Origin of the sequence: Ensifer adhaerens, from assembly GCF_001270265.1 — a bacterium.
Lineage (GTDB): Bacteria > Pseudomonadota > Alphaproteobacteria > Rhizobiales > Rhizobiaceae > Ensifer > Ensifer adhaerens_B.
Map to the genome: position 1 here is coordinate 12,068 of NZ_LGAP01000036.1, position 18,208 is coordinate 30,275.

Below are 18,208 nucleotides of genomic sequence, written 5' to 3' on the forward strand. Positions count from 1 at the left end.
GGGAATATGTTCCTCCCAACGTCATCGCTTGCAAGGCGATGCACACGGAGAAACAGACATGCGCAAGATACTCGGCATCTTTGGAAACCCCCGGCCACATTGGGTCGGTGATGGCTTTCCGGTCCGCTCGTTGCTTTCCCATGACAGTGTTGGCGAACATGCAAGCCCGTTCCTGCTGCTCGACTATGCGGGTCCGACAGAATTTCGGCCGGCGACCCGCCCGCGTGGCGTCGGCGTGCATCCGCATCGTGGCTTCGAGACGGTCACCATTGTCTATCGGGGAGAGGTGGACCACCGCGACTCCGCCGGCAATGGCGGCCATATCGGCCCGGGCGACGTGCAATGGATGACTGCCGCCAGCGGGATCCTGCACGAGGAACATCACTCCGAGGCATTCACCAAACAGGGCGGGACGCTGGAAATGGTCCAGCTCTGGGTCAACCTGCCGGCGCGCGCCAAGTCCGCAAAGCCGGGATATCAGACCTTGCTCAACCGCGACATTCCCGAGGTGATGCTACCGGAAGGGGCCGGCACGCTGCGGATCATTGCCGGCGAATTTGATGGTCGCGACGGACCGGCCCAGACATTCACGCCGATCAATCTTTGGGATCTTCGCCTGAGCGAGGGCGGTTCGCTCGGGCTCAATCTGCCCGAGGGGCATGCGGTCGGTCTGGCGGTGCTGCATGGTACCGTGCTCGTCAACGGCAGCGACCTGATCGGCGAAGCCCAGTTTGGGCTCATGAGCCGCGAAGGCGGTGCCATTACGCTCGACGCCAGCTCGGATGCGACCGTGCTTGTGCTGAGCGGCGAGCCGATCGACGAACCGGTGGTCATGCATGGCCCCTTCGTGATGAACACCGCCGACGAAATCCGCCAGGCCTTCGCCGACTTCCAGAACGGCAGCTTCGGTGCCGTCTCGGCACCAGCACTTTGAGTTCTCGGGGGGCTCGGATCTCCGCGCCGAGCCCATGACAACCGACAAACGGCCCGAGCACGCGGACATGACGAAAGACAAGGAGTCTTCACTATGGCAAAAACCTACAAGCGTCTCGATAAGGATCAGGCGGCGGTTCTGCTCGTCGACCACCAGGCGGGTCTGCTCTCGCTGGTGCGTGATATCGATCCCGACAAGTTCAAGAACAACGTTCTGGCGCTCGCCGACCTCGCGAAATACTTCAAGCTGCCGACGGTTCTGACGACCAGCTTCGAGGACGGGCCGAACGGGCCGATCGTGCCCGAACTGAAGGAAATGTTCCCGGACGCGCCTTTCATCCCGCGCCCCGGCCAGATCAATGCCTGGGATAATGAAGACTTCGTCAAGGCGATCAAGGCCACCGGCAAAAAGCAACTGATCATTGCCGGCGTCGTCACCGAGGTCTGCGTCGCATTCCCGGCGCTGTCCGCCATCGAGGAAGGCTTCGACGTCTTCGTCGCCACAGATGCCTCCGGCACGTTCAACGAAATCACCCGCCATTCTGCTTGGGATCGGATGTCGCAGGCCGGCGCCCAGTTGATGACCTGGTTTGGTGTCGCCTGCGAATTGCATCGCGATTGGCGCAACGACATCGAGGGCCTTGGAACGCTGTTCTCCAACCACATCCCCGACTACCGCAACCTGATCAACAGCTACACCACCACCACCAAGGCTTCCCGCTAGTCGCGGGCCAACCATAGGAGAAAAGCCATGACCAACGTCAACAACGTCGCCAATTTCAACGGCGCCCGTCCGGTCATCGATCCCGACGATGCGGTCATGCTTCTGATCGACCATCAGAGCGGGCTGTTCCAGACCGTCAACGATATGCCGATGCCGAAGCTGCGCGCCCACGCAGCAGCCCTTGCCAGCATGGCAACGCTGGCCAAGCTGCCGGTGATCACCACCGCGTCGGTGCCGCAGGGTCCGAACGGCCCACTGATCCCGGAAATTCATGCGAACGCGCCTCATGCCACCTATGTCGCCCGTCGTGGCGAGATCAACGCCTGGGACAATCCAGACTTCGTCGCAGCCGTTAAGGCGACGGGCCGCAAGACGCTTATCATTGCCGGCACCATCACCAGCGTCTGCATGGCGTTTCCGGCGATCAGTGCGGCGCATGAAGGTTACAAGGTCTTCGCCGTCGTCGACGCGTCGGGCACCTATTCGAAGATGGCACAGGAGATCACGCTCGCCCGTGTCGTTCAGGCGGGTGTTGTCCCGATGGACACGGCGGCCGTCGCCTCCGAGCTGCAGCGGACCTGGCACCGTGACGATGCGCAGCAATGGGCCGAGATCTACACCAAGATCTTCCCGGAATATCAGCTGCTGATCGAAAGCTACCTGAAGGCCCAACAGGTCGAGAAGGATCACGAGCAGCTGGATTCGGGCCGCGGCTGAATCAGCGTGTCGCGCAAAAGTGCGCAGCGGTTTTGCGATCACGACATGCGCAAAAACAAGAGCTAAAGCGCGATGCGCTTTAGCAAGTCTTGAAATCGGCGTCGCCGGCAGGGAAGCCCTGCCGGCGACGTTTGCCATTATTTCAGATCGATCTGCAGCACGGTCTGCAACAGAACCCCGGCACCGCGCGCACATTCCTCCGGCGAGGAGTATTCTGCCTCGTTGTGCGACAGCCCGTCCTTTGATGGCACGAAGATCATCGCGGTCGGGCAGATGCCGGCAATATGGGCCGCATCGTGACCGGCGCCGGAGACGACCTCGGTCGCGGAATAGCCGAGTGCCCCGGCGCTCGCGCGCACCGCATCGACGATGGCGGGATCGAAGACCACCGGTTGTTTCGACCAGATGGGATTGAGCACAACCTTGGCATCGATCGCGCCGACGGCCTGCTCCAGAGCCGCCTGCATCAGGTCAAGCCCTTCTTCCGATGGGTGGCGCATATCGATCTGCAATTGCACCGCGCCGGGCACGACATTGCGCGAATTGGGGCCGACCGCGACAAAGCCGACAGTGCCGACGCCGGGGGAATGTCGGCGCGCGATATCGCGCACGGCAAGCACGATCTGAGAGGCAGCGACCAGCGCGTCATCGCGCTGCGGCATCGGTGTGCTGCCCGCATGGGCTTCCGTCCCTGTGATGCCGACATCGAACCATCGCACACCCTGCACGCCGGTGACGATGCCGATCTCCGTTGCCGACGCCTCCAGTAGCGGGCCCTGCTCGATGTGGAGCTCGATATAGGCGGCAAAACCGACATGCCCGACAGGGGTTTCGCCGCGATAGCCGATAGTTTCGAGCGCCGTTTGCACGGTCGTTCCATCCTGGTCCTGCACTGCATCGATCGCTTCCAGGCGCGATGCGCCGGAGAAAACGCCGGAACCCATCATTGCCGGTGAGAAGCGCGAACCTTCCTCGTTCGTCCAGTTGACGACCGTGAGGTTGTGCCGCAACACCGTTGCCGTCTCTTTCAGCGTGCGGATCAGTTCAAGCCCGGCAAGAACGCCCAGGATGCCGTCGAACCTGCCGCCCTGCGGCTGGGTATCGAGATGGCTGCCGACAGCGATCGGCGGCAGTGACGGGTTTTCGCCAGGGTAGGTGGCGAAGATATTGCCGATCCGATCGATTTCGATCGTGCAGCCAAGGGAACGGCATTCTGCGACGAACCAGTCGCGGACCTGGCGGTCCTCTTCCGTCAGCGTCAACCGGGTGACACCACCCTTGTCGGTGCCACCGAAGCGGCCCGTGGAAACGATATCCGCCCACAGCCGGTCGCCGTTGATCTCAGGCATGTTGGTGCCGGTGGCCGGGGTGTTGCGGGCGTGTCCGGCCGCGGTCATTTCTGCTCTCCGGCCGCTTCAGTATTCAACCGGTAGCGGAAATCACAGTGGGACGCGCCCTGCATCACCGTTTGCGTGCGCTCAAGCGTGATGCGCGGATCGTAGCCGGTGCAGAACACGCCGTCGCGGTTGCAGGAAAGCAGGTGTCCGATATGGCCGAGCCCCATCTCGCGATAGGTCTCGGCGTATCGACAGCGCTTGACGTTGTAGTGGAATTCGTCGTCGGTCGCCTTCGTCACCTCGATCGTCAGGGCATCGTCCTGTGTCCAGAGATCCTGCAACTCCTGGAACGTGCGCAGATTGGTGCCGCCGGGCGTCTTGGCCGCAAATGCCTTGCCGGCCTCGATGGCGGCCTGGCTGACGGCCTTGTCGATGATCGCCTGGGCGCGCTCCTCGCCGATCTCTTCGCGCATTGCCTCATAGATCGGCGCGATGATCCCGGCCTCGATGCGCCGTCGTGCGAGAATGCCCAACTCGCCTTCCATCGCCGCTCGCGATGTCGCGGCGCTTGCTGCCTTGTCCTGGTCCGTCATGAAGATACCCTGCCTCCCTGCCCAACAGATGATTGGATCGATTGAGGTACAGAATACACCGCGAGCGGGGCCACTGTGTTGCAAATCCGTGCCATTCGCAAAGGCGGCTGCGCAAATATTTCGCGCCGCGTCGCATTTTCCGCGGAATTATTCTTGGCTCGACGGGGCTCTCCGAACGGTTTGCGCCCCTCTGGCGAAAATGCCGACCTAGCCAAGCGCTGCGGCAATCGAGCGCTCTTTTTCCTTGTACGGGCAGTTGCGGAAGCTGCCAGCGGGGCAAGGCCGCTCTTCAAGTCGATGCTCGTCTCATGCCTCCCTGAGTTCGGCGCCGAGCGCCGCGTTGAGGTCAGGCAGTTCGTTGGCCGGCGTCGGCTCGTCGTCGGAGGTTTGCTCGAGCCAGAGCCGCCTGGCCTTGCGGAGGCCGGTTCTGAGCGGCAGGAGATTGGCTTTTTGCGCTGCATCCTGTGTCTCTCGATAAAGCGACCGCTGGTGCTCGGCGAAGGCTGCCCTTGTCTCAGCGTCTGCGAAGCGGTCGAGCCAGCGGGCTAGCGGTATGTTCCCCGTCTTTCGCGACCACGCGTCGATCGCCGCCTCGAAACGTCGGGCGTCGCCGCTGCGGCATCCCTCATCGACGCGATGGAAAGCCATGGGCTCGGACTGCGCCCGACGCATCCGTGTTTCGTCAAACCACGCCTGGATACGGCCAGCTATGCCGGCGGCAACGCGGATCAGAAGCGCCAGCGCGGTCACGGCAAGGGCTGCCGCGCCCCACCATTGCCAATCGAAGGGTGCTTTCTCCGGTGGCGGGGGAGGCGGGGCTATAGCGGTCTCATTTGTTGGCGCTGCTGCAACCGACACCTTGGCCTCAGCTGCTTCGGCAGTTTGCATCTTGCCGAGCGACGGATCGAACCACTGCACGGTGATCGCGGGGATCGTGTAGTTTCCCGCCTTTGCGAAAACATAGGTGGCCGTGTCTTTGCGGACGCCGCCGCGAAATTCGCCGCGGTCCAATCTGTCCTCGGAGAGAACGGGGTCGTGAACATAGACCTGCACGCCGGTCGGCGCCTCGAACGCCGGTTCGGGGATCATCATCGCCGCCAGCCCTTCCGCACGGACGGTGACAGTGCGCACCAGCGCATCGCCGGCGCTGAGGCTCGCCGGGTCCCGGTCGAAGGCCTGGGTGATCGTCACTTTCGCGGCGGTGACGCCGGGCTGGCCGTCCGTGCCGCCAGGCACTGCCGTCACCGTCAGTCGCAGCGCCGGCAGTTTAACGCGGCCTTGCGTGGTCTGGCCGGGGACGGCTGCATAGCCGAACGGGATATCGACAGACGGCAACACGTAGTCGCCGGCGGCCTGCGGGGTAATGACGTAGGTCTTGCGTATACCCGAGAAATCGACCCCGTCGACGGTTTCGTTGAGGTTCAGGCCGCGTTCGTCTGGCATCGTCACGACGGCGCCGGGGAGGTCGAAGAGGGGAAACTGCGGCGGCGACAGGAAGTAGTTTGGCGCGAAAACATCGACGTCGACCTCTACCTGCTGTCCGGCGTAGATCGTTCCCTTGGTGGCGAGCGTGGCGCGCGCGAATGGCTCGGCTGCAAGCGCGACGTTTGCCAGCGACAGCCAGAGGGCGAAAAACCCGAGGAGAATGGGCCCGATGCGAAGATTCATGGTTCCGCGTCCTTCGCTTCGATTGCGAATTTCCGCGCCAACAGATCGGCGGGCGAGACCTGGATGTTGCGCATCCACATCTCGGCGGTTTGCGGCGCGCCCTGGACTGTGCCCTCCTTGCCCTGCTTTCCCTTGTCGTCGAACTGGACCTGATCGGGGTCGAGCCCGGCCGCCTCCTGCTGGGCATCCTGTTGCTGCTTGTCCTTGTCGGCCTTGCGTTTCTCGGCCACGGCCAGGTTCTGCTTGGCTTCGGGCCAGTCCGAGCGCCGCTTGAGGGCTTGCTGGTAGGCGGCGATCGCTTCTTCAGCCTTGTCGAGATGCATCAGGGCGTTGCCCTGATTGTAGTAGCTTTCGGCCGTGTCGCCTCGCGCAAAGGCGTCGATGGCATCCTGGTAACGCCCGATACGATAGGCCGCGACGCCTTGCCAGGCCGGATCGGTGAAATGACCGGCCGCCGCTTGGAAGTCGCCGCGCTCGAAGGCGCGCTGGCCCTGCTGGTCCGGGGTGAACCAGAGATCGGCAAAGCTGCGATCGGCTGCCTCCGCCTTTGCTCCCGATAGCACCGTGCCGACGGCAATCAGATAGACTGCCCAGCGCACCGTCCAGCCACGACGGAACCAGAACGCGGCGAGGAGTGCGATCGGGATGGTCAGCCACCAGCCGGCGTCGTACCAGCGCGTCACACCTTCGGCGGTCTTTTGCGCAAAGCTGCTCTGGATCCGCCGCACGATCCAACGCACGTCGCTGTCGTCGAGCGTGACCGTCGCGACCTCAGCCTTCGAGGCCGCCTGCAACGCCTTCAGTGCATCGATATCCAGTTTTGCGTGAACGCGCGCGCCCGTCGCATCGGTGAGGAACTGGCCTTCGGCGGTCTTCACCGGGCCGCCTTCGGCGGTGCCGATGCCGAGCACCATCAGGTCGTTGCGGCCCTTGTACTGCGCAAAGGCGTCGAACGCCGTGCGCTCGATGCCATCGGTCATGAACAGGATCGTGCCCGGCACCGTCTCGCCGGAAAGGGCGTTTTCCACCGCTTGCAGCGCTTTGCCGGTGTCCCTGCCGGCAACCGGCATGATGCCCGGCGACAAGGCTGCCAGATAGGTCTTGACGAGGTTCGCATCGTCTGTGAGCGGCAGCACCATGTGAGCCGTACCGGCATAGGCAAACAGGGCCGTACGTGCACCCTTTCGCAGCGAAAGGATGTCCTGCACCTTCAGCTTGGCCCGCTCGAGCCGCGTCGGCGAAACATCGGTGGCATTCATCGTTTCGGTCAGGTCGATCGCGATTGCCAGCGGCGCGGTATCCTCGACGAAGGGTGGCTTTTCGCGCTGCCATGTCGGACCGGCAGCCGCGATCGCGGCGATCACAATCAGGCCAGCCGTCAGATGAACGGGATGGAGGCGGCGCTTCCCGGCTTTCTCGATCAGCAGGTGATCGAGAAGATGCGGCGCAATCATGTCCCGCCATTGGGAGCGCACGTCGGTGCGTCTACCGATCAGAACGACCAGCAAGGGCGCTGCTGCGAGCGCCAGCAGCCAGAGAGGTCTGAGGAAATGGAAGTCGGCAATCATGCTCCGGCCTCCCGTTCGCGACGCCGGTCCGCACGCGCTGACAGCAGCCACATGATCGCGTGATAGACGAGGACGATGATCAACGCCGCGCCGAGCGGATAGTGGAACAGCTCGATACGCGGCCGCCAGGACAGGGTCTTCTGGTTGGCCGGCGTCAACTGGTCGAGAAGCTCGTAGATGGTCTGGAGTGACGCCTGGTCCTGGCCGAAGAAGTAGCGACCGTGCGTGGCCGTCGCGATCTTTTGCAGGACCGATGTGTCGAGCTTCTGCTCCCCTTGCGCATTGGGATCGCCGATGCCGACGGTGTGGATGACGATGTGCTTTTCGGCTGCGATGCCGGCGGCCTTGTCGGGCGGCATCTTGCTTGCCGTGTCGTTGCCGTCGGTCAAAAGGATCAGGACCTTATCCGGTGCCGTGCTCTGGTCGAACATCTTGATTGCAAGGCCGATCGCATCGCCGATCGCGGTGCGCGGCCCGGCCATGCCCGGCAGGCTGTCGGCCAGCATCGCCTTGACGGTCTTGTGGTCGAGCGTGAACGGCACGAGCGGGTAGGGCGCGTCGCCAAAGGCGACGAGGCCGAGGCGGTCGTCTGGGCGCTCGTCGATGAAATCGGAGACCACCTTGTGCACGGCATCGACACGGGCCTGCAGATTGCCGGCGGGATCGTGAAAGTCGCGCGTATCCATCGATTGCGACAGGTCGATCGCCAGCATCAGATCGCGCTGCGGTTCCGTCTTTTCGATCGGCGGTTCGATGTATTGCGGCCGTGCCAGCGCCAACACGATCAGGACCCAACAGATCGGCGCAATCAGCTTTTGCCCGAGATTCGACTTGGGCACGACCGATCCTTCGGTCGCGCCGATGCCCGCCGCCGCGGTGATGTCCTTGAAGAACGGGATCCGGACCGCCGCCGATTGCTCGCGATAGGCGGGCAAGAGCCACCAGATGACGACGGGAAGCGGCAGCAGGACGAGCAGCCAGGATTGATCAAGAACGTACATGGTGCGCCTCGATCCAGTGCCGCGCCGCAGCGACGTGAGCCTTCGCTTCGGCCTCGGGAACAGATGCCAATGCCGCCGGTCCGCGGTATTCCGCCTCTTCGAAGAAACGCGCCGCAGCTTCGGGAAGGACAGGGCCACCGGAATGGGCGTCGAGAAAGCCGGTCCAGCCTCTGCCGCTCAGATTGGCAATTGTCTCGCGGGGCCAGACCGCGAGCGCGGTGCGCTTGAGAAGGACGGGTAGGGCAGCGAGCGCATCGCCACGTGTTTGGGCCGTGCCGATGCGCTCTTCGATCAGACGAAGTTCGCCAAGCGCCTCGCGACGGTAGCGATTGATCTCACGGTAGCGATACCAGCGCCAGAGCGCGAAGGCGATTGCCAGGACAACGAGCGCGGTGAGCACGGCCCAGGCCCAGGTCTGCGGCAGCATGGAGACGGGCGGCGGCAAGGCGATATCGGCAAGACCGCGCAGCGCGGCAGCGAGCCCAGGATCGACCGATGGCGTGGCGCCTTCCATCGCTACCGTCTCCGCTGGCGCCAGGCCAATTGGCCGAGCATGTTGCGCAATTGCGGTGCGATCTCTTCCGCCGAAGAAACGGGCAGCATCGGCAGGCCGAGGTCCTGCTGCCATGCCTGCAGCGCACGCCCGCGCTTGCGGGCGAAGCTGTCGATCGCCTCGCGGACGTTTCCGTGGCCAAATTGAAGCCCGGCCTGCTGAGCGCCGCCGCTGACGACGATGTCGCCCTTGCGCGGCAATTCCAGCATGAAGGGGTCGTAGATCAGGATGGCGATCACGTCATTATGGGCCGACAGCTTGAGCAGCATGTCGCGCGTTTCCAGACCGTGCCCGTCGAAATCGCTGATGACGATGATCAAATGATCATGCTTGGCGATATTGGCGACGGTCGAAAGCACGAGGTCCAGTTGCTCGTCGCCCCTTGATACCTGAGAGGCAGCGGTGAGCGCCGTGTTGTGGCGAACGATGATGTCGGCAAAACGAATGACGGCTTCGCGGCTGCGATAGGGCCGGATCTCGTCGACGGTTTCATCGCCGAAGACGAAACCACCGACCCGGTCGCCGAGTGCCATTATGCGCCAGGCGCAGAGTGCCGCCACCTCGGCTGCTGCGACCGACTTCATGGCGCGGCGGCTGCCGAAGAACATGTTGATGCGCTGGTCGACGATAACAAGGGCTGGCCGATCCTTCTCCTCGTCATAGACCCGCACGACCGGCTTGCCGGTCCGCGCCGTCACTCTCCAGTCGATGGTGCGGATATCGTCGCCGGGCAGGTAGCCGCGAAGCTCCTCGAAGGAAAGCCCGCGGCCGCGCATGCGCGATTCATGGCGTCCGGCCAGCAAGCGCCGGACCGGCGCCTTGCGCAGGAAGGTCAGATCGCAGGCAATCGCTTCGAGGCCGACCAGTTCGTCGACGGAGGTGTAGGCGCCTGATGCCTCCCCTCTTCCGGGACGGGCGATGCCCTTCGACCTTGCGAATGCGGACAGGGATATTGCCATCGGGCCTTCTCCATCTCTCAGGCGACAGCGACCTGCTGCACGATCCGGTCCACGACCTGGTTGGCCGTCGTGCCGCCGGCATGGGCTTCATAGGAAAGGACGAGCCGGTGGCGGAAGACGTCGTGTACGGTTGCCTGCACGTCGTCCGGCGTTACGAAGTCTCTGCCCTTCAACCAGGCGTGAGCGCGCGAGACCTTGTCGAGACCGATGACACCGCGCGGACTGATGCCCACCTGGATCCATTTGGCCAGGTCCTTGTCGAGCTTGTCCGGGTAGCGCGTCGCCATGACGAGGGCGACGATGTAGTCCTCGATCGCGCTTGAGACGGTCACCGCCGAGATTTCCTTGCGTGCCGAAAATACCGCGGCCTGCGCCAGCTTTTCGTCGGATTTGGCCTTGGCGGCGGCGGCCGTTTCTTCCGACCGCACCAGCCGCATGATCTCGGCCTCCGACTTGGCGTCGGGGTAGTCGACCTGGATGTGCATCAGGAAGCGATCGAGCTGGGCCTCCGGCAAGGGGTAGGTGCCTTCCTGTTCGATCGGGTTCTGTGTTGCCATGACCATGAAGAGATCTGGTAGCTCATGGCTGGCCCCGCCGACCGTGACTTGTCGCTCCTCCATCGCCTCAAGCAGGGCGGACTGCACTTTCGCAGGTGCGCGGTTTACTTCGTCGGCAAGGATGAGATTGGCGAAGACCGGGCCTTGCTGAAAGCGGAACTCGCCCTTGCCGCCTTCCGTGAAATAGACTTCCGAACCGGTGATATCGGAGGGCAGAAGGTCCGGTGTGAACTGGATGCGTGATAGCTGGGCATCGAGGTTCTTCGCCATGCTCTTGATCGCCCTCGTCTTGGCAAGCCCGGGCAGGCCCTCGACGAGCAGGTGGCCGTTGCTGAGGAGACCGAGCAGCAGGCGCTCGATCATGCTCTCTTGGCCGACAATGGCTTCGCCGATCCGCTTGCCGAGCTGTTCGATGTCGTCACGTGTACCCATGAGATTTAGCCCCTGCCGCCGACCCGGCGTCGCCAGCCCTTGTGAACTCTTCGCTAAGATTAAGGTTACATGTGGCCCGATGGAAAGAACGTAACAGTAACGAAGCGGACGATTGCTGTACCCGATCACGCCGCAGACGCGGCAAGTGGCGCCCGAATTCAATTCATGTTCCGTCGTAACAGTTACGTACTTTGGAGTCGGAAAGTTTGCGTCTAGACTTCGGGATATCAGGATGGTCGAGACATCTGCCCGGGAGATCGAACCCATATGCAAGCACCAGCCGCAAGGCCGACCCCCGACGAAACGCCAATGGCGATCAGCGCGCGCGAGCCGATCTGGATCGAAGGCGGCACCTTCATCATGGGATCCGACAGTCATTACCCCGAAGAGGCGCCTGCCCACCCGGTGAAGGTCGACGGCTTCTGGATCGACGTCACGCCGGTCACCAACCGGCAGTTTGGCGCATTTGTCGAGGCGACCGGCTATGTCACCGTCGCCGAGAAGGCTCCTGATCCGAAAGACTATCCGGGTGCCAAGCCGGAAATGATGCGGGCGGGTTCGGTTATCTTCGACCCGCCCAAACGCGTCGTCAGTCGGGATTCCTCACAATGGTGGGATTTCAAGTTCGGCGCAGATTGGCGACGGCCCTACGGCCGGCAAAGCAACATTCGTGGCAAGCTCGACCATCCCGTCGTGCACATCTCCTATATCGATGCCATGGCCTATGCGGCCTGGGCCGGCAAGGATCTGCCGACGGAGGCCGAGTGGGAGTTTGCGGCACAGGGAGGCCTTGAGGGTGCGGAATACGCATGGGGCGACGAACTGGTTCCGGAAGGTCGCTTCATGGCCAATACCTGGCACGGCGCCTTCCCGACGGAGAACCTGCGCCCTGACGGCTTCGAGCGAACCTCGCCCGTCGCTAGCTTCCCACCCAACGGCTATGGCCTTTACGACATGATCGGCAATGTATGGGAATGGACGAGCGATTACTGGTCGAGCAACCACCCGGAACCCGCGCAAAAAAGCTGCTGCATTCCCTCCAATCCGCGTGGCGGCGGGCCCGAGGCGAGTTACGATCCGAGGCAACCCGAAATCCTGATCGCACGGCGGGTGGTGAAGGGCGGGTCGCATCTCTGCGCGCCGAATTACTGCCGGCGGTATCGTCCCGCAGCCCGCCATGCACATGAGGAGAATGCGGCGACAACCCATATCGGTTTCCGCTGCATCCGGCGGCCCTAGGCGCCTTGCTCCGATAGTCTTGTTTCAGTTGAGGGAGGACACCCAATGACTATGACGGCAGGACGATTCGCGTCGGTTGAGTTGAATGTGCATGGGAAGGGATGGCGGCGGCGAACCTTTATGGGTGCTGCGGCATCGCTCGCGTTGATGCTGGCCGCTCCGGCGCTTGTGGTGGCTGCCGATGCGCCTCCAGCCGGTCTTCCCTCCTGGAACGACAGCGAAGCGAAATCGGCCATCGTCGACTTCGTGACGCGGGTGACCACTGAGGGTGGCCCTGATTTTGTCGCTGAGGCAGACCGCATCGCCGTGTTCGACAATGACGGCACGCTCTGGACAGAGCAGCCGAACTATTTCCAGGCGATGTTCATCAACGATCGTATCAAGGCCATGGCTCCGGATCACCCGGAATGGAAGGACAAGGAACCGTTCGCGTCGCTGCTCAAGGGCGACATGGCGGGCGTTGCGGCGGCAGGTGAAAAAGGCCTTGTCGAGCTTGCCATGGCGACCCATGCGGGCATGACGACGGACGAATTCGCAAAGATCGTCAAGGATTGGTTCGCGAGCGCGAAGCACCCGCGCTTCGACCGGCCCTACAACGAGATTACCTATCTGCCAATGAGGGAGTTGCTGGACTATCTCCGGGAAAACGGCTTCAAGACCTACATCGTTTCGGGTGGCGGCATCGAGTTCATGCGGCCGATGACCGAGCAGATGTACGGGATTCCGCCGGAACAGGTTGTCGGCAGCACCATAGCAACCAAGTATGAGCTGCAGGGCGACACGCCAGTGCTCATGCGCGAGCCGAAGGTGGATTTCATCGATGATGGCCCGGGCAAGCCGGTCGGAATCAACAAGTTCATCGGTCGCCGCCCGATCTTTGCCGCGGGGAATTCCGACGGTGACTACGAGATGCTGCGGTGGGTTACGTCGGGCTCAGGCCCAAGCTTCGGGATGATTGTGCATCACACGGACGGCGAGAGGGAATGGGCCTACGATCGCCAGTCGCATGTCGGCAAGCTCGACAAGGCGATGACCGAGGCGGAGCAGCGAAAGTGGCTCCTCGTCGACATGAAGGCCGACTGGAACAGGATCTACGCTTTCGAGAAATAGACAGCGTCGCGGGTATACCCCTCGCCGCCAGCATGGCAGCGAGGGGTGCCAACATGCCTGCTATTTGGATGTCACCTGCGTGAAGGCGATGCCATCGATATGGCCGTCCTTCAGTCGATAAACGAGCGATTGCATGACCATCGTGTTCTGCTCGCCTTGCTGCTCATGGGCGTAGCGCACCATGCCTTGCTGCGGAGCTGCACCGAAGCGTTTCTCCAGGGCTTCCGTGCCGTCCTTCAAAGTGGGAACCGGTAGCAGCAGCGGCGCGAGCGCCACGGTTGGGGTGTCGCACTTGTCGGCATCGCCGGAAACTTCTTCGGTGGAGATGAACGTCACCGGCTTTTCGGCGGGCGCTGCGGCATCTCTACCGTTGGCGACGAACCAGATCCGCCGGGGCAGATCACCGGTCGAAAGCTCGTAGCACAGCCAGCCGATCGACAGGCCCTCGACAGACCGGCTGCGGATGTTGCCTCCGAACGCGGCCTTGACCTCGTCGAGAGTCGTCTTCTCGAGCACGATCGCGAGCTTGCCGGCATTGACGAGATTGTCGAAAGGCGTTTCGAATTGCAGCGTCTGCGCTGTGGCCGTCTGTCCGCCAAGGACGAGTGAGGGCAGGCCGCTCAATTTGTCGTCGCTTGCCGCAAGCTCCGTGCTCGCCAGCGTCAGAAAGAGTGCAGTGGTCCCGGCGGAAAAGAACGCCGCCACGCGTCGGTCATGAGATGTCTTGTCCAAGGATCGCATAGAAATCTCTCCGTTGTACTCAGCATGCGATACGGCCTGTGGCCGCATGTCGTCGTGCGCATTCTAGGCATCGCAGTCGTCCGCATCGAAGTACGTAACAGTTACAATCGGCGGCAATCCAACGTCGACGCGCGCCATATCTCGGCTGTGTCACCCTGCTGAGCCAACAATAGCGCACTATCCAAACCAGACAAGTTGCGGCGATGGCGGTCAAGCGGCGCTCCGCCGGCCCATGACAAGGCGGTTGCGGCGGAAGTCGCCGGACCCTAGGCCGACGAGACGTTAGCGATACGCTTCCGGCCCGCGATCTGGCGTGGTCGAGCACGCGGAGCCAATGTTACTGTTACGTACTTCCGGAAACGAACGGTTCCTGCGATTTTGTGGGACTGGAGAGGTATAGGCAGAAGTTGGTCATCTGCCTGACCCAGGACTGCATCCGTCAGGCAGGCATGTCTCAACGCGACGTTGGCAATCAGGGGAGCGGTGGCACTCTGGATCTGTGCAAGAGGCATGCACGAGTTCTTCGTGCGCAGGCATGGCATGAAGCATCGATCATCGTTCAAGCGGGTAGAGCACAATGCCCAACGAAGCCAAGCAACGCGGACTGTTGAAACTGATGCTCAAGCTTCCGGCGTTGCGCGGCCAGTTGCAACTCCTGAGCGTCAAGAACATGCCGCTCGCCAGCCTTTGCGAGGCATATGACGAGGCGACTTCCATGCTGGATCGGCAGCGTCGGCGTGATCCGCAGGATACTTCGATGGTGGCGGAGTACGAACTCATCTGTCTTGAGATCGAGGAAGAAGTGATTTCGATCTGCCTATCCAGTGCAGGCAGTGAATCTAATCCGTTATGATTAGTAATTTATTCGCCCGGAATCGAAGTTTCTATCGCGTTACCCCTGTAATCTCACTGGGTTTCCAGTTTACTTGTTGTTTCATTTCGAGCCTCCGGTATTTCATTGAAGAATGTTTTGTGGCGGCCCGATATTTTTCTTTCCGCTGTCGGTTCTGTGATCTAGAGTTCGCTTCGCATTTGCACTCTCTTTTGGGTTGTAGGTAAATGGGGGCGCGTTATGAACGCAGGACAAGACGCGGACCGAGCGGCTTACTGCACTGTTGTCGAGCGCGCGGCACGCGCCGAGCTCGACCGCATGTTGGGCGACCCGCGCTTTCATGGGACCGAGCGACACCGCAAGCTGTTGCGATACCTGGTTGACGAGTTCTTCGCCGGGCGTTCAGCGTCGGTAAAAGCCTATACGATCGCGATCGACGTCTTCGCCCGGCCGAGTTCTTTCGACCCGGCGACCGATCCGATCGTGCGCGTCGAAGCGTCTCGACTGCGCGCGGCCCTGGCACAATATTACGAGGCGCTTGGCGATGAAGTCGTCCTGCGCATTGAACTCCCGAAGGGCAACTACGTACCGCTCTTCGTCAGGGCAGAAGGCAAACCGTCGGAAGCCTTGCTCGCTTCGCCGACGGTGCCACTTGGTGTCGCCGAGCCGGCGCCGCAATTGCCTTCGGCTGCCGTTGTCGGCCGCCGTATATCGATGGCGAATGTTGCCATTGGGGGTGCCGGGGTTTTGGCGATCGCGGTCGCGTTCTACACTTCGACGGCCGACCATTTCCCGTGGAAGCCGGTCTTGTCCGAAAAGCCGACCGTCGTTGTCGATGTTCAGCCGCAACGGCCGAAGGATCACCAGGAGCTGAGGAAAGCTGGTGGCTATCTGGTGCATGCGCTGTCACAGTTCTCCTCGGTGCGGACGCTGGCGCAGGAACAGCCTGCCGGCATCGACGTCGCTTCGGTGACGGGGTGGGTTGCGCCTGGTCCGGCTGTCCGGCTAGCGGGCAGCAAGGAATACAGACTGTCGATCAACTACACCATGGCGAACGATGTTCAAGAACTCACCTGGCAGGTGGTGGACCCGCAAAGCAACGAGGCTCTGCGTTCCGGTGTGTCGAAGGTGCCGAACGAAGGCGGCGACGCCGACGAGATTCAACAGATGCTGCTGGTGAGGCTTGCACGCGCGCTTGCCGGCGAAGACGGTGTCATCACCAGTCTGGAGGCGGCACGTCAGATCACCGCACCGTCCCTCGGTTACGGCTGTGTGTTGCAGGCGGATATGGCCTTGGCGCGGACCGACCCTGACAATCTCGCGAGCGCGCTTGCTTGCCTCGAGCGGTCGCTTGCCTACAAGGCAAACGACCCGGATGTCTCGGCAAGCCTGGCAATGATCCTCGTGGCGACGGGCGAGGCGAGCACCTCAGCGATCACCGGCAACAGGGCATTGAAGCTTGCCGACAGGGCCGTCGCGCTCGCCCCTCAGGCGAGCCAGAGTTACGTGGCACAGATGATGGCGCGCTTTGCGGCGGGAGATATTGAGGCTGCCTTTCTTTCCGGCCAGCGCGCCAGCGCACTCAATCCGCTGGACGAAGCCATTCCGGCGAGACTTGGCCTGTTGCAGTATATCTCGGGTCACTGGGCCGAAGGTGTCAGATTGGCGCGCCTGGCCGAAACGAATGGCGAATATATGCACCACGATGCTGCCCTCACGCTGGCACTCGATGCCTATCGCGGGCGCCGTTATGATGAGGCCCTGCTTCGTTTGCGCCAGCTTGCAAACTCGTCGGATCGGGCTGTCAATCTGCTGCGCCTGGCCGTCGCCGGACAGCTCGGCTTGACGCAGGAGGCGGCCAGCGCACTTGAGGAAGTCCGCTCGCAGATGGGGTCCACCGAAATCTCGCTGTTGGCAGAGCCGGTCAAAAGAGGCTATGCGCCCGAACTATCAGCGCTCATCGAAGATGGTCTCGGCAAGGCCGGTATCCGGCTTGCCGGAAATCCGTAGAGCAGAGGCAATGGCGGCAAGACTTGCTGCCGCTCCAGCCCTCAGTTTTCGTCGGCGACGCGAATGACGAGCTTGCCGAAGTTGCGGCCCTCCAGCAGTCCGATGAAGGCGGTCGGCGCATTCTCCAGGCCGTCGACGATGTCCTCCCGGTAACGAATCTGGCCCGAAGCAATCCATCCAGCCATTTCACGATAAAAGTCGGGGCGCTGGTCGACGAACTCCCTTTGGATGAAGCCGCGAATTTGGAGGCTCTTGCTTAGAACGTCACGCATGACAAGCGGCAGGCGATCGGCACCGGTCTGTTCGTTGGGGCGGTTGTTGTATTGCGCGATCAATCCGCAAACGGGAATTCGGGCGAAATCGTTGAGGAGCGGAAACACCGCGTCCCACACATGTCCGCCGACATTTTCGAAATAGACGTCGATCCCACCCGGGCAGGCGGCTGCCAGTTGTTCGGCAAAATCGGCCGCGTGGTGATCGATCACCGCGTCAAAGCCGAGCTCGTCGCGAACGAAAGCGCATTTCGCAGCGCCACCTGCAATCCCAACCGCACGTGCGCCCTTGATGCGGGCGATCTGCCCGACTGCTGAGCCGACCGCCCCGCTCGCCGCGGCAACCACCACGGTCTCGCCCGGCTTCGGCCTGCCGATCGTCAGGAGGCCGGAATAGGCGGTAAAGCCGGGCATCCCCAGAACGCCGAGCGCGGTTGACAGCGGCGCCGCCGACGGGTCGAGCTTGCGCAGACCCGCGCCATCGGACAGCGCGTAACTCTGCCAGCCGGAATGGGAAAGCACGAAATCACCCTCGCGGAATTCGGGATGGCGCGAGCGCACCACGCGCGCCACCGTTCCGCCCTCCATCACGTCGCCGATCTCGACGGGCTTGGCATAGGATTTTCCGGCGTTCATGCGACCGCGCATATAGGGGTCCAGCGACAGGTAGATGATCTTCAGCGACACCTGGCCATCGGCAGGCTCAGGAATCGCTGCGTGCCGGACCCTGAAATCGTCCTGTGTCGGCTTGCCGATCGGGCGGGCGGCGAGAAGGATCTGGGTGTTCTGGGCGGTCATGGCGTTTCCTTTCGCCGCGGACGTATGCGTCCGGCGGCAGCATGGCGGGTATGGTGTTTTTGGTCGGGCCTACCTTCGCGGGCGTGTCTCAACACGGCAAGCCGCGACTTCTGACCCTGGGTCCGGATGTTCGAACTGACCAAGCATTGAGCCGATCATCGAAG

Annotated in this window: 17 protein-coding genes; 7 read left to right on the forward strand and 10 right to left on the reverse strand. The window is 62.4% G+C overall.

The window, feature by feature from the left end:
• Window positions 1-58: 58 nt before the first annotated feature.
• From AC244_RS30700 to AC244_RS30710, 3 genes are all read left to right on the forward strand, one after another.
• On the forward strand, window positions 59-934 hold the full coding sequence (locus AC244_RS30700; RefSeq protein ID WP_053252618.1) for a pirin family protein: 876 nt from the start codon (window positions 59-61) through the stop codon (window positions 932-934).
• 93 nt (window positions 935-1,027) lie between these two features.
• Complete coding sequence (gene ycaC / locus AC244_RS30705) at window positions 1,028-1,657, forward strand: isochorismate family cysteine hydrolase YcaC (protein WP_053252619.1); 630 nt, start codon at window positions 1,028-1,030, stop codon at window positions 1,655-1,657.
• Between the two features lie 27 nt (window positions 1,658-1,684).
• Window positions 1,685-2,374 (forward strand): isochorismatase family protein, encoded by a 690-nt coding sequence (locus AC244_RS30710; protein WP_053252620.1) that lies wholly within the window; start codon window positions 1,685-1,687, stop codon window positions 2,372-2,374.
• 137 nt (window positions 2,375-2,511) lie between these two features.
• Here AC244_RS30710 and AC244_RS30715 read toward each other — a convergent pair whose 3' ends face one another.
• From AC244_RS30715 to AC244_RS30750, 8 genes are all read right to left on the reverse strand, one after another.
• Window positions 2,512-3,771 carry a M20 family metallo-hydrolase gene (locus tag AC244_RS30715; protein ID WP_053252621.1) on the reverse strand — a complete coding sequence of 420 codons (1,260 nt, stop codon included), beginning with the start codon at window positions 3,769-3,771 and terminating at the stop codon, window positions 2,512-2,514.
• The gene (locus AC244_RS30720) at window positions 3,768-4,304 is read right to left on the reverse strand and encodes an L-2-amino-thiazoline-4-carboxylic acid hydrolase (protein ID WP_053252622.1); all 537 of its coding nucleotides are present in this window, start codon (window positions 4,302-4,304) and stop codon (window positions 3,768-3,770) included. The genes AC244_RS30715 and AC244_RS30720 overlap by 4 nt, the downstream gene beginning before the upstream one ends.
• A 306-nt stretch (window positions 4,305-4,610) precedes the next feature.
• Complete coding sequence (locus AC244_RS30725) at window positions 4,611-5,972, reverse strand: BatD family protein (protein WP_063934175.1); 1,362 nt, start codon at window positions 5,970-5,972, stop codon at window positions 4,611-4,613.
• On the reverse strand, window positions 5,969-7,540 hold the full coding sequence (locus tag AC244_RS30730) for a VWA domain-containing protein (RefSeq protein WP_053252623.1): 1,572 nt from the start codon (window positions 7,538-7,540) through the stop codon (window positions 5,969-5,971). Before AC244_RS30730 ends, AC244_RS30725 begins: the two co-directional genes overlap by 4 nt.
• On the reverse strand, window positions 7,537-8,541 hold the full coding sequence (locus tag AC244_RS30735; RefSeq protein WP_053252624.1) for a vWA domain-containing protein: 1,005 nt from the start codon (window positions 8,539-8,541) through the stop codon (window positions 7,537-7,539). Before AC244_RS30735 ends, AC244_RS30730 begins: the two co-directional genes overlap by 4 nt.
• A complete protein-coding gene (locus AC244_RS30740) occupies window positions 8,528-9,055 on the reverse strand; it encodes a DUF4381 domain-containing protein (RefSeq protein WP_053252625.1) in 528 nt (175 codons plus the stop codon). The genes AC244_RS30735 and AC244_RS30740 overlap by 14 nt, the downstream gene beginning before the upstream one ends.
• Window positions 9,056-9,057: 2 nt before the next feature.
• Window positions 9,058-10,053, reverse strand: coding sequence for a DUF58 domain-containing protein (locus tag AC244_RS30745; protein WP_082367278.1), 996 nt, complete (start codon window positions 10,051-10,053; stop codon window positions 9,058-9,060).
• Between the two features lie 17 nt (window positions 10,054-10,070).
• Entirely contained in the window at window positions 10,071-11,042 is a 972-nt protein-coding gene (locus AC244_RS30750) for an AAA family ATPase (RefSeq protein WP_053252626.1), read from the reverse strand.
• 309 nt (window positions 11,043-11,351) lie between these two features.
• Between AC244_RS30750 and AC244_RS30755 the strand changes: the two genes are divergently transcribed.
• Window positions 11,352-12,281 (forward strand): formylglycine-generating enzyme family protein, encoded by a 930-nt coding sequence (locus AC244_RS30755; protein ID WP_053252627.1) that lies wholly within the window; start codon window positions 11,352-11,354, stop codon window positions 12,279-12,281.
• A 147-nt stretch (window positions 12,282-12,428) separates the two neighbouring features.
• The gene (locus AC244_RS30760; RefSeq protein WP_053252653.1) at window positions 12,429-13,391 is read left to right on the forward strand and encodes an HAD family hydrolase; all 963 of its coding nucleotides are present in this window, start codon (window positions 12,429-12,431) and stop codon (window positions 13,389-13,391) included.
• 60 nt (window positions 13,392-13,451) lie between these two features.
• Here the strand turns inward: AC244_RS30760 and AC244_RS30765 are convergent, their stop codons facing one another.
• A complete protein-coding gene (locus AC244_RS30765; protein ID WP_053252628.1) occupies window positions 13,452-14,132 on the reverse strand; it encodes a PQ-loop repeat-containing protein in 681 nt (226 codons plus the stop codon).
• Between the two features lie 577 nt (window positions 14,133-14,709).
• Here AC244_RS30765 and AC244_RS30770 point away from each other — a divergent pair.
• Together AC244_RS30770 and AC244_RS30775 are read left to right on the forward strand one after the other, a co-directional pair.
• Entirely contained in the window at window positions 14,710-14,985 is a 276-nt protein-coding gene (locus AC244_RS30770; protein ID WP_053252629.1) for a hypothetical protein, read from the forward strand.
• Between the two features lie 219 nt (window positions 14,986-15,204).
• Window positions 15,205-16,974 carry a tetratricopeptide repeat protein gene (locus AC244_RS30775; RefSeq protein ID WP_053252630.1) on the forward strand — a complete coding sequence of 590 codons (1,770 nt, stop codon included), beginning with the start codon at window positions 15,205-15,207 and terminating at the stop codon, window positions 16,972-16,974.
• A 41-nt stretch (window positions 16,975-17,015) separates the two neighbouring features.
• Here the strand turns inward: AC244_RS30775 and AC244_RS30780 are convergent, their stop codons facing one another.
• Window positions 17,016-18,044: an NADP-dependent oxidoreductase gene (locus AC244_RS30780; RefSeq protein ID WP_053252631.1), complete on the reverse strand. Its 1,029-nt coding sequence runs from the start codon at window positions 18,042-18,044 to the stop codon at window positions 17,016-17,018.
• Between the last annotated feature and the right edge of the window lie 164 nt (window positions 18,045-18,208).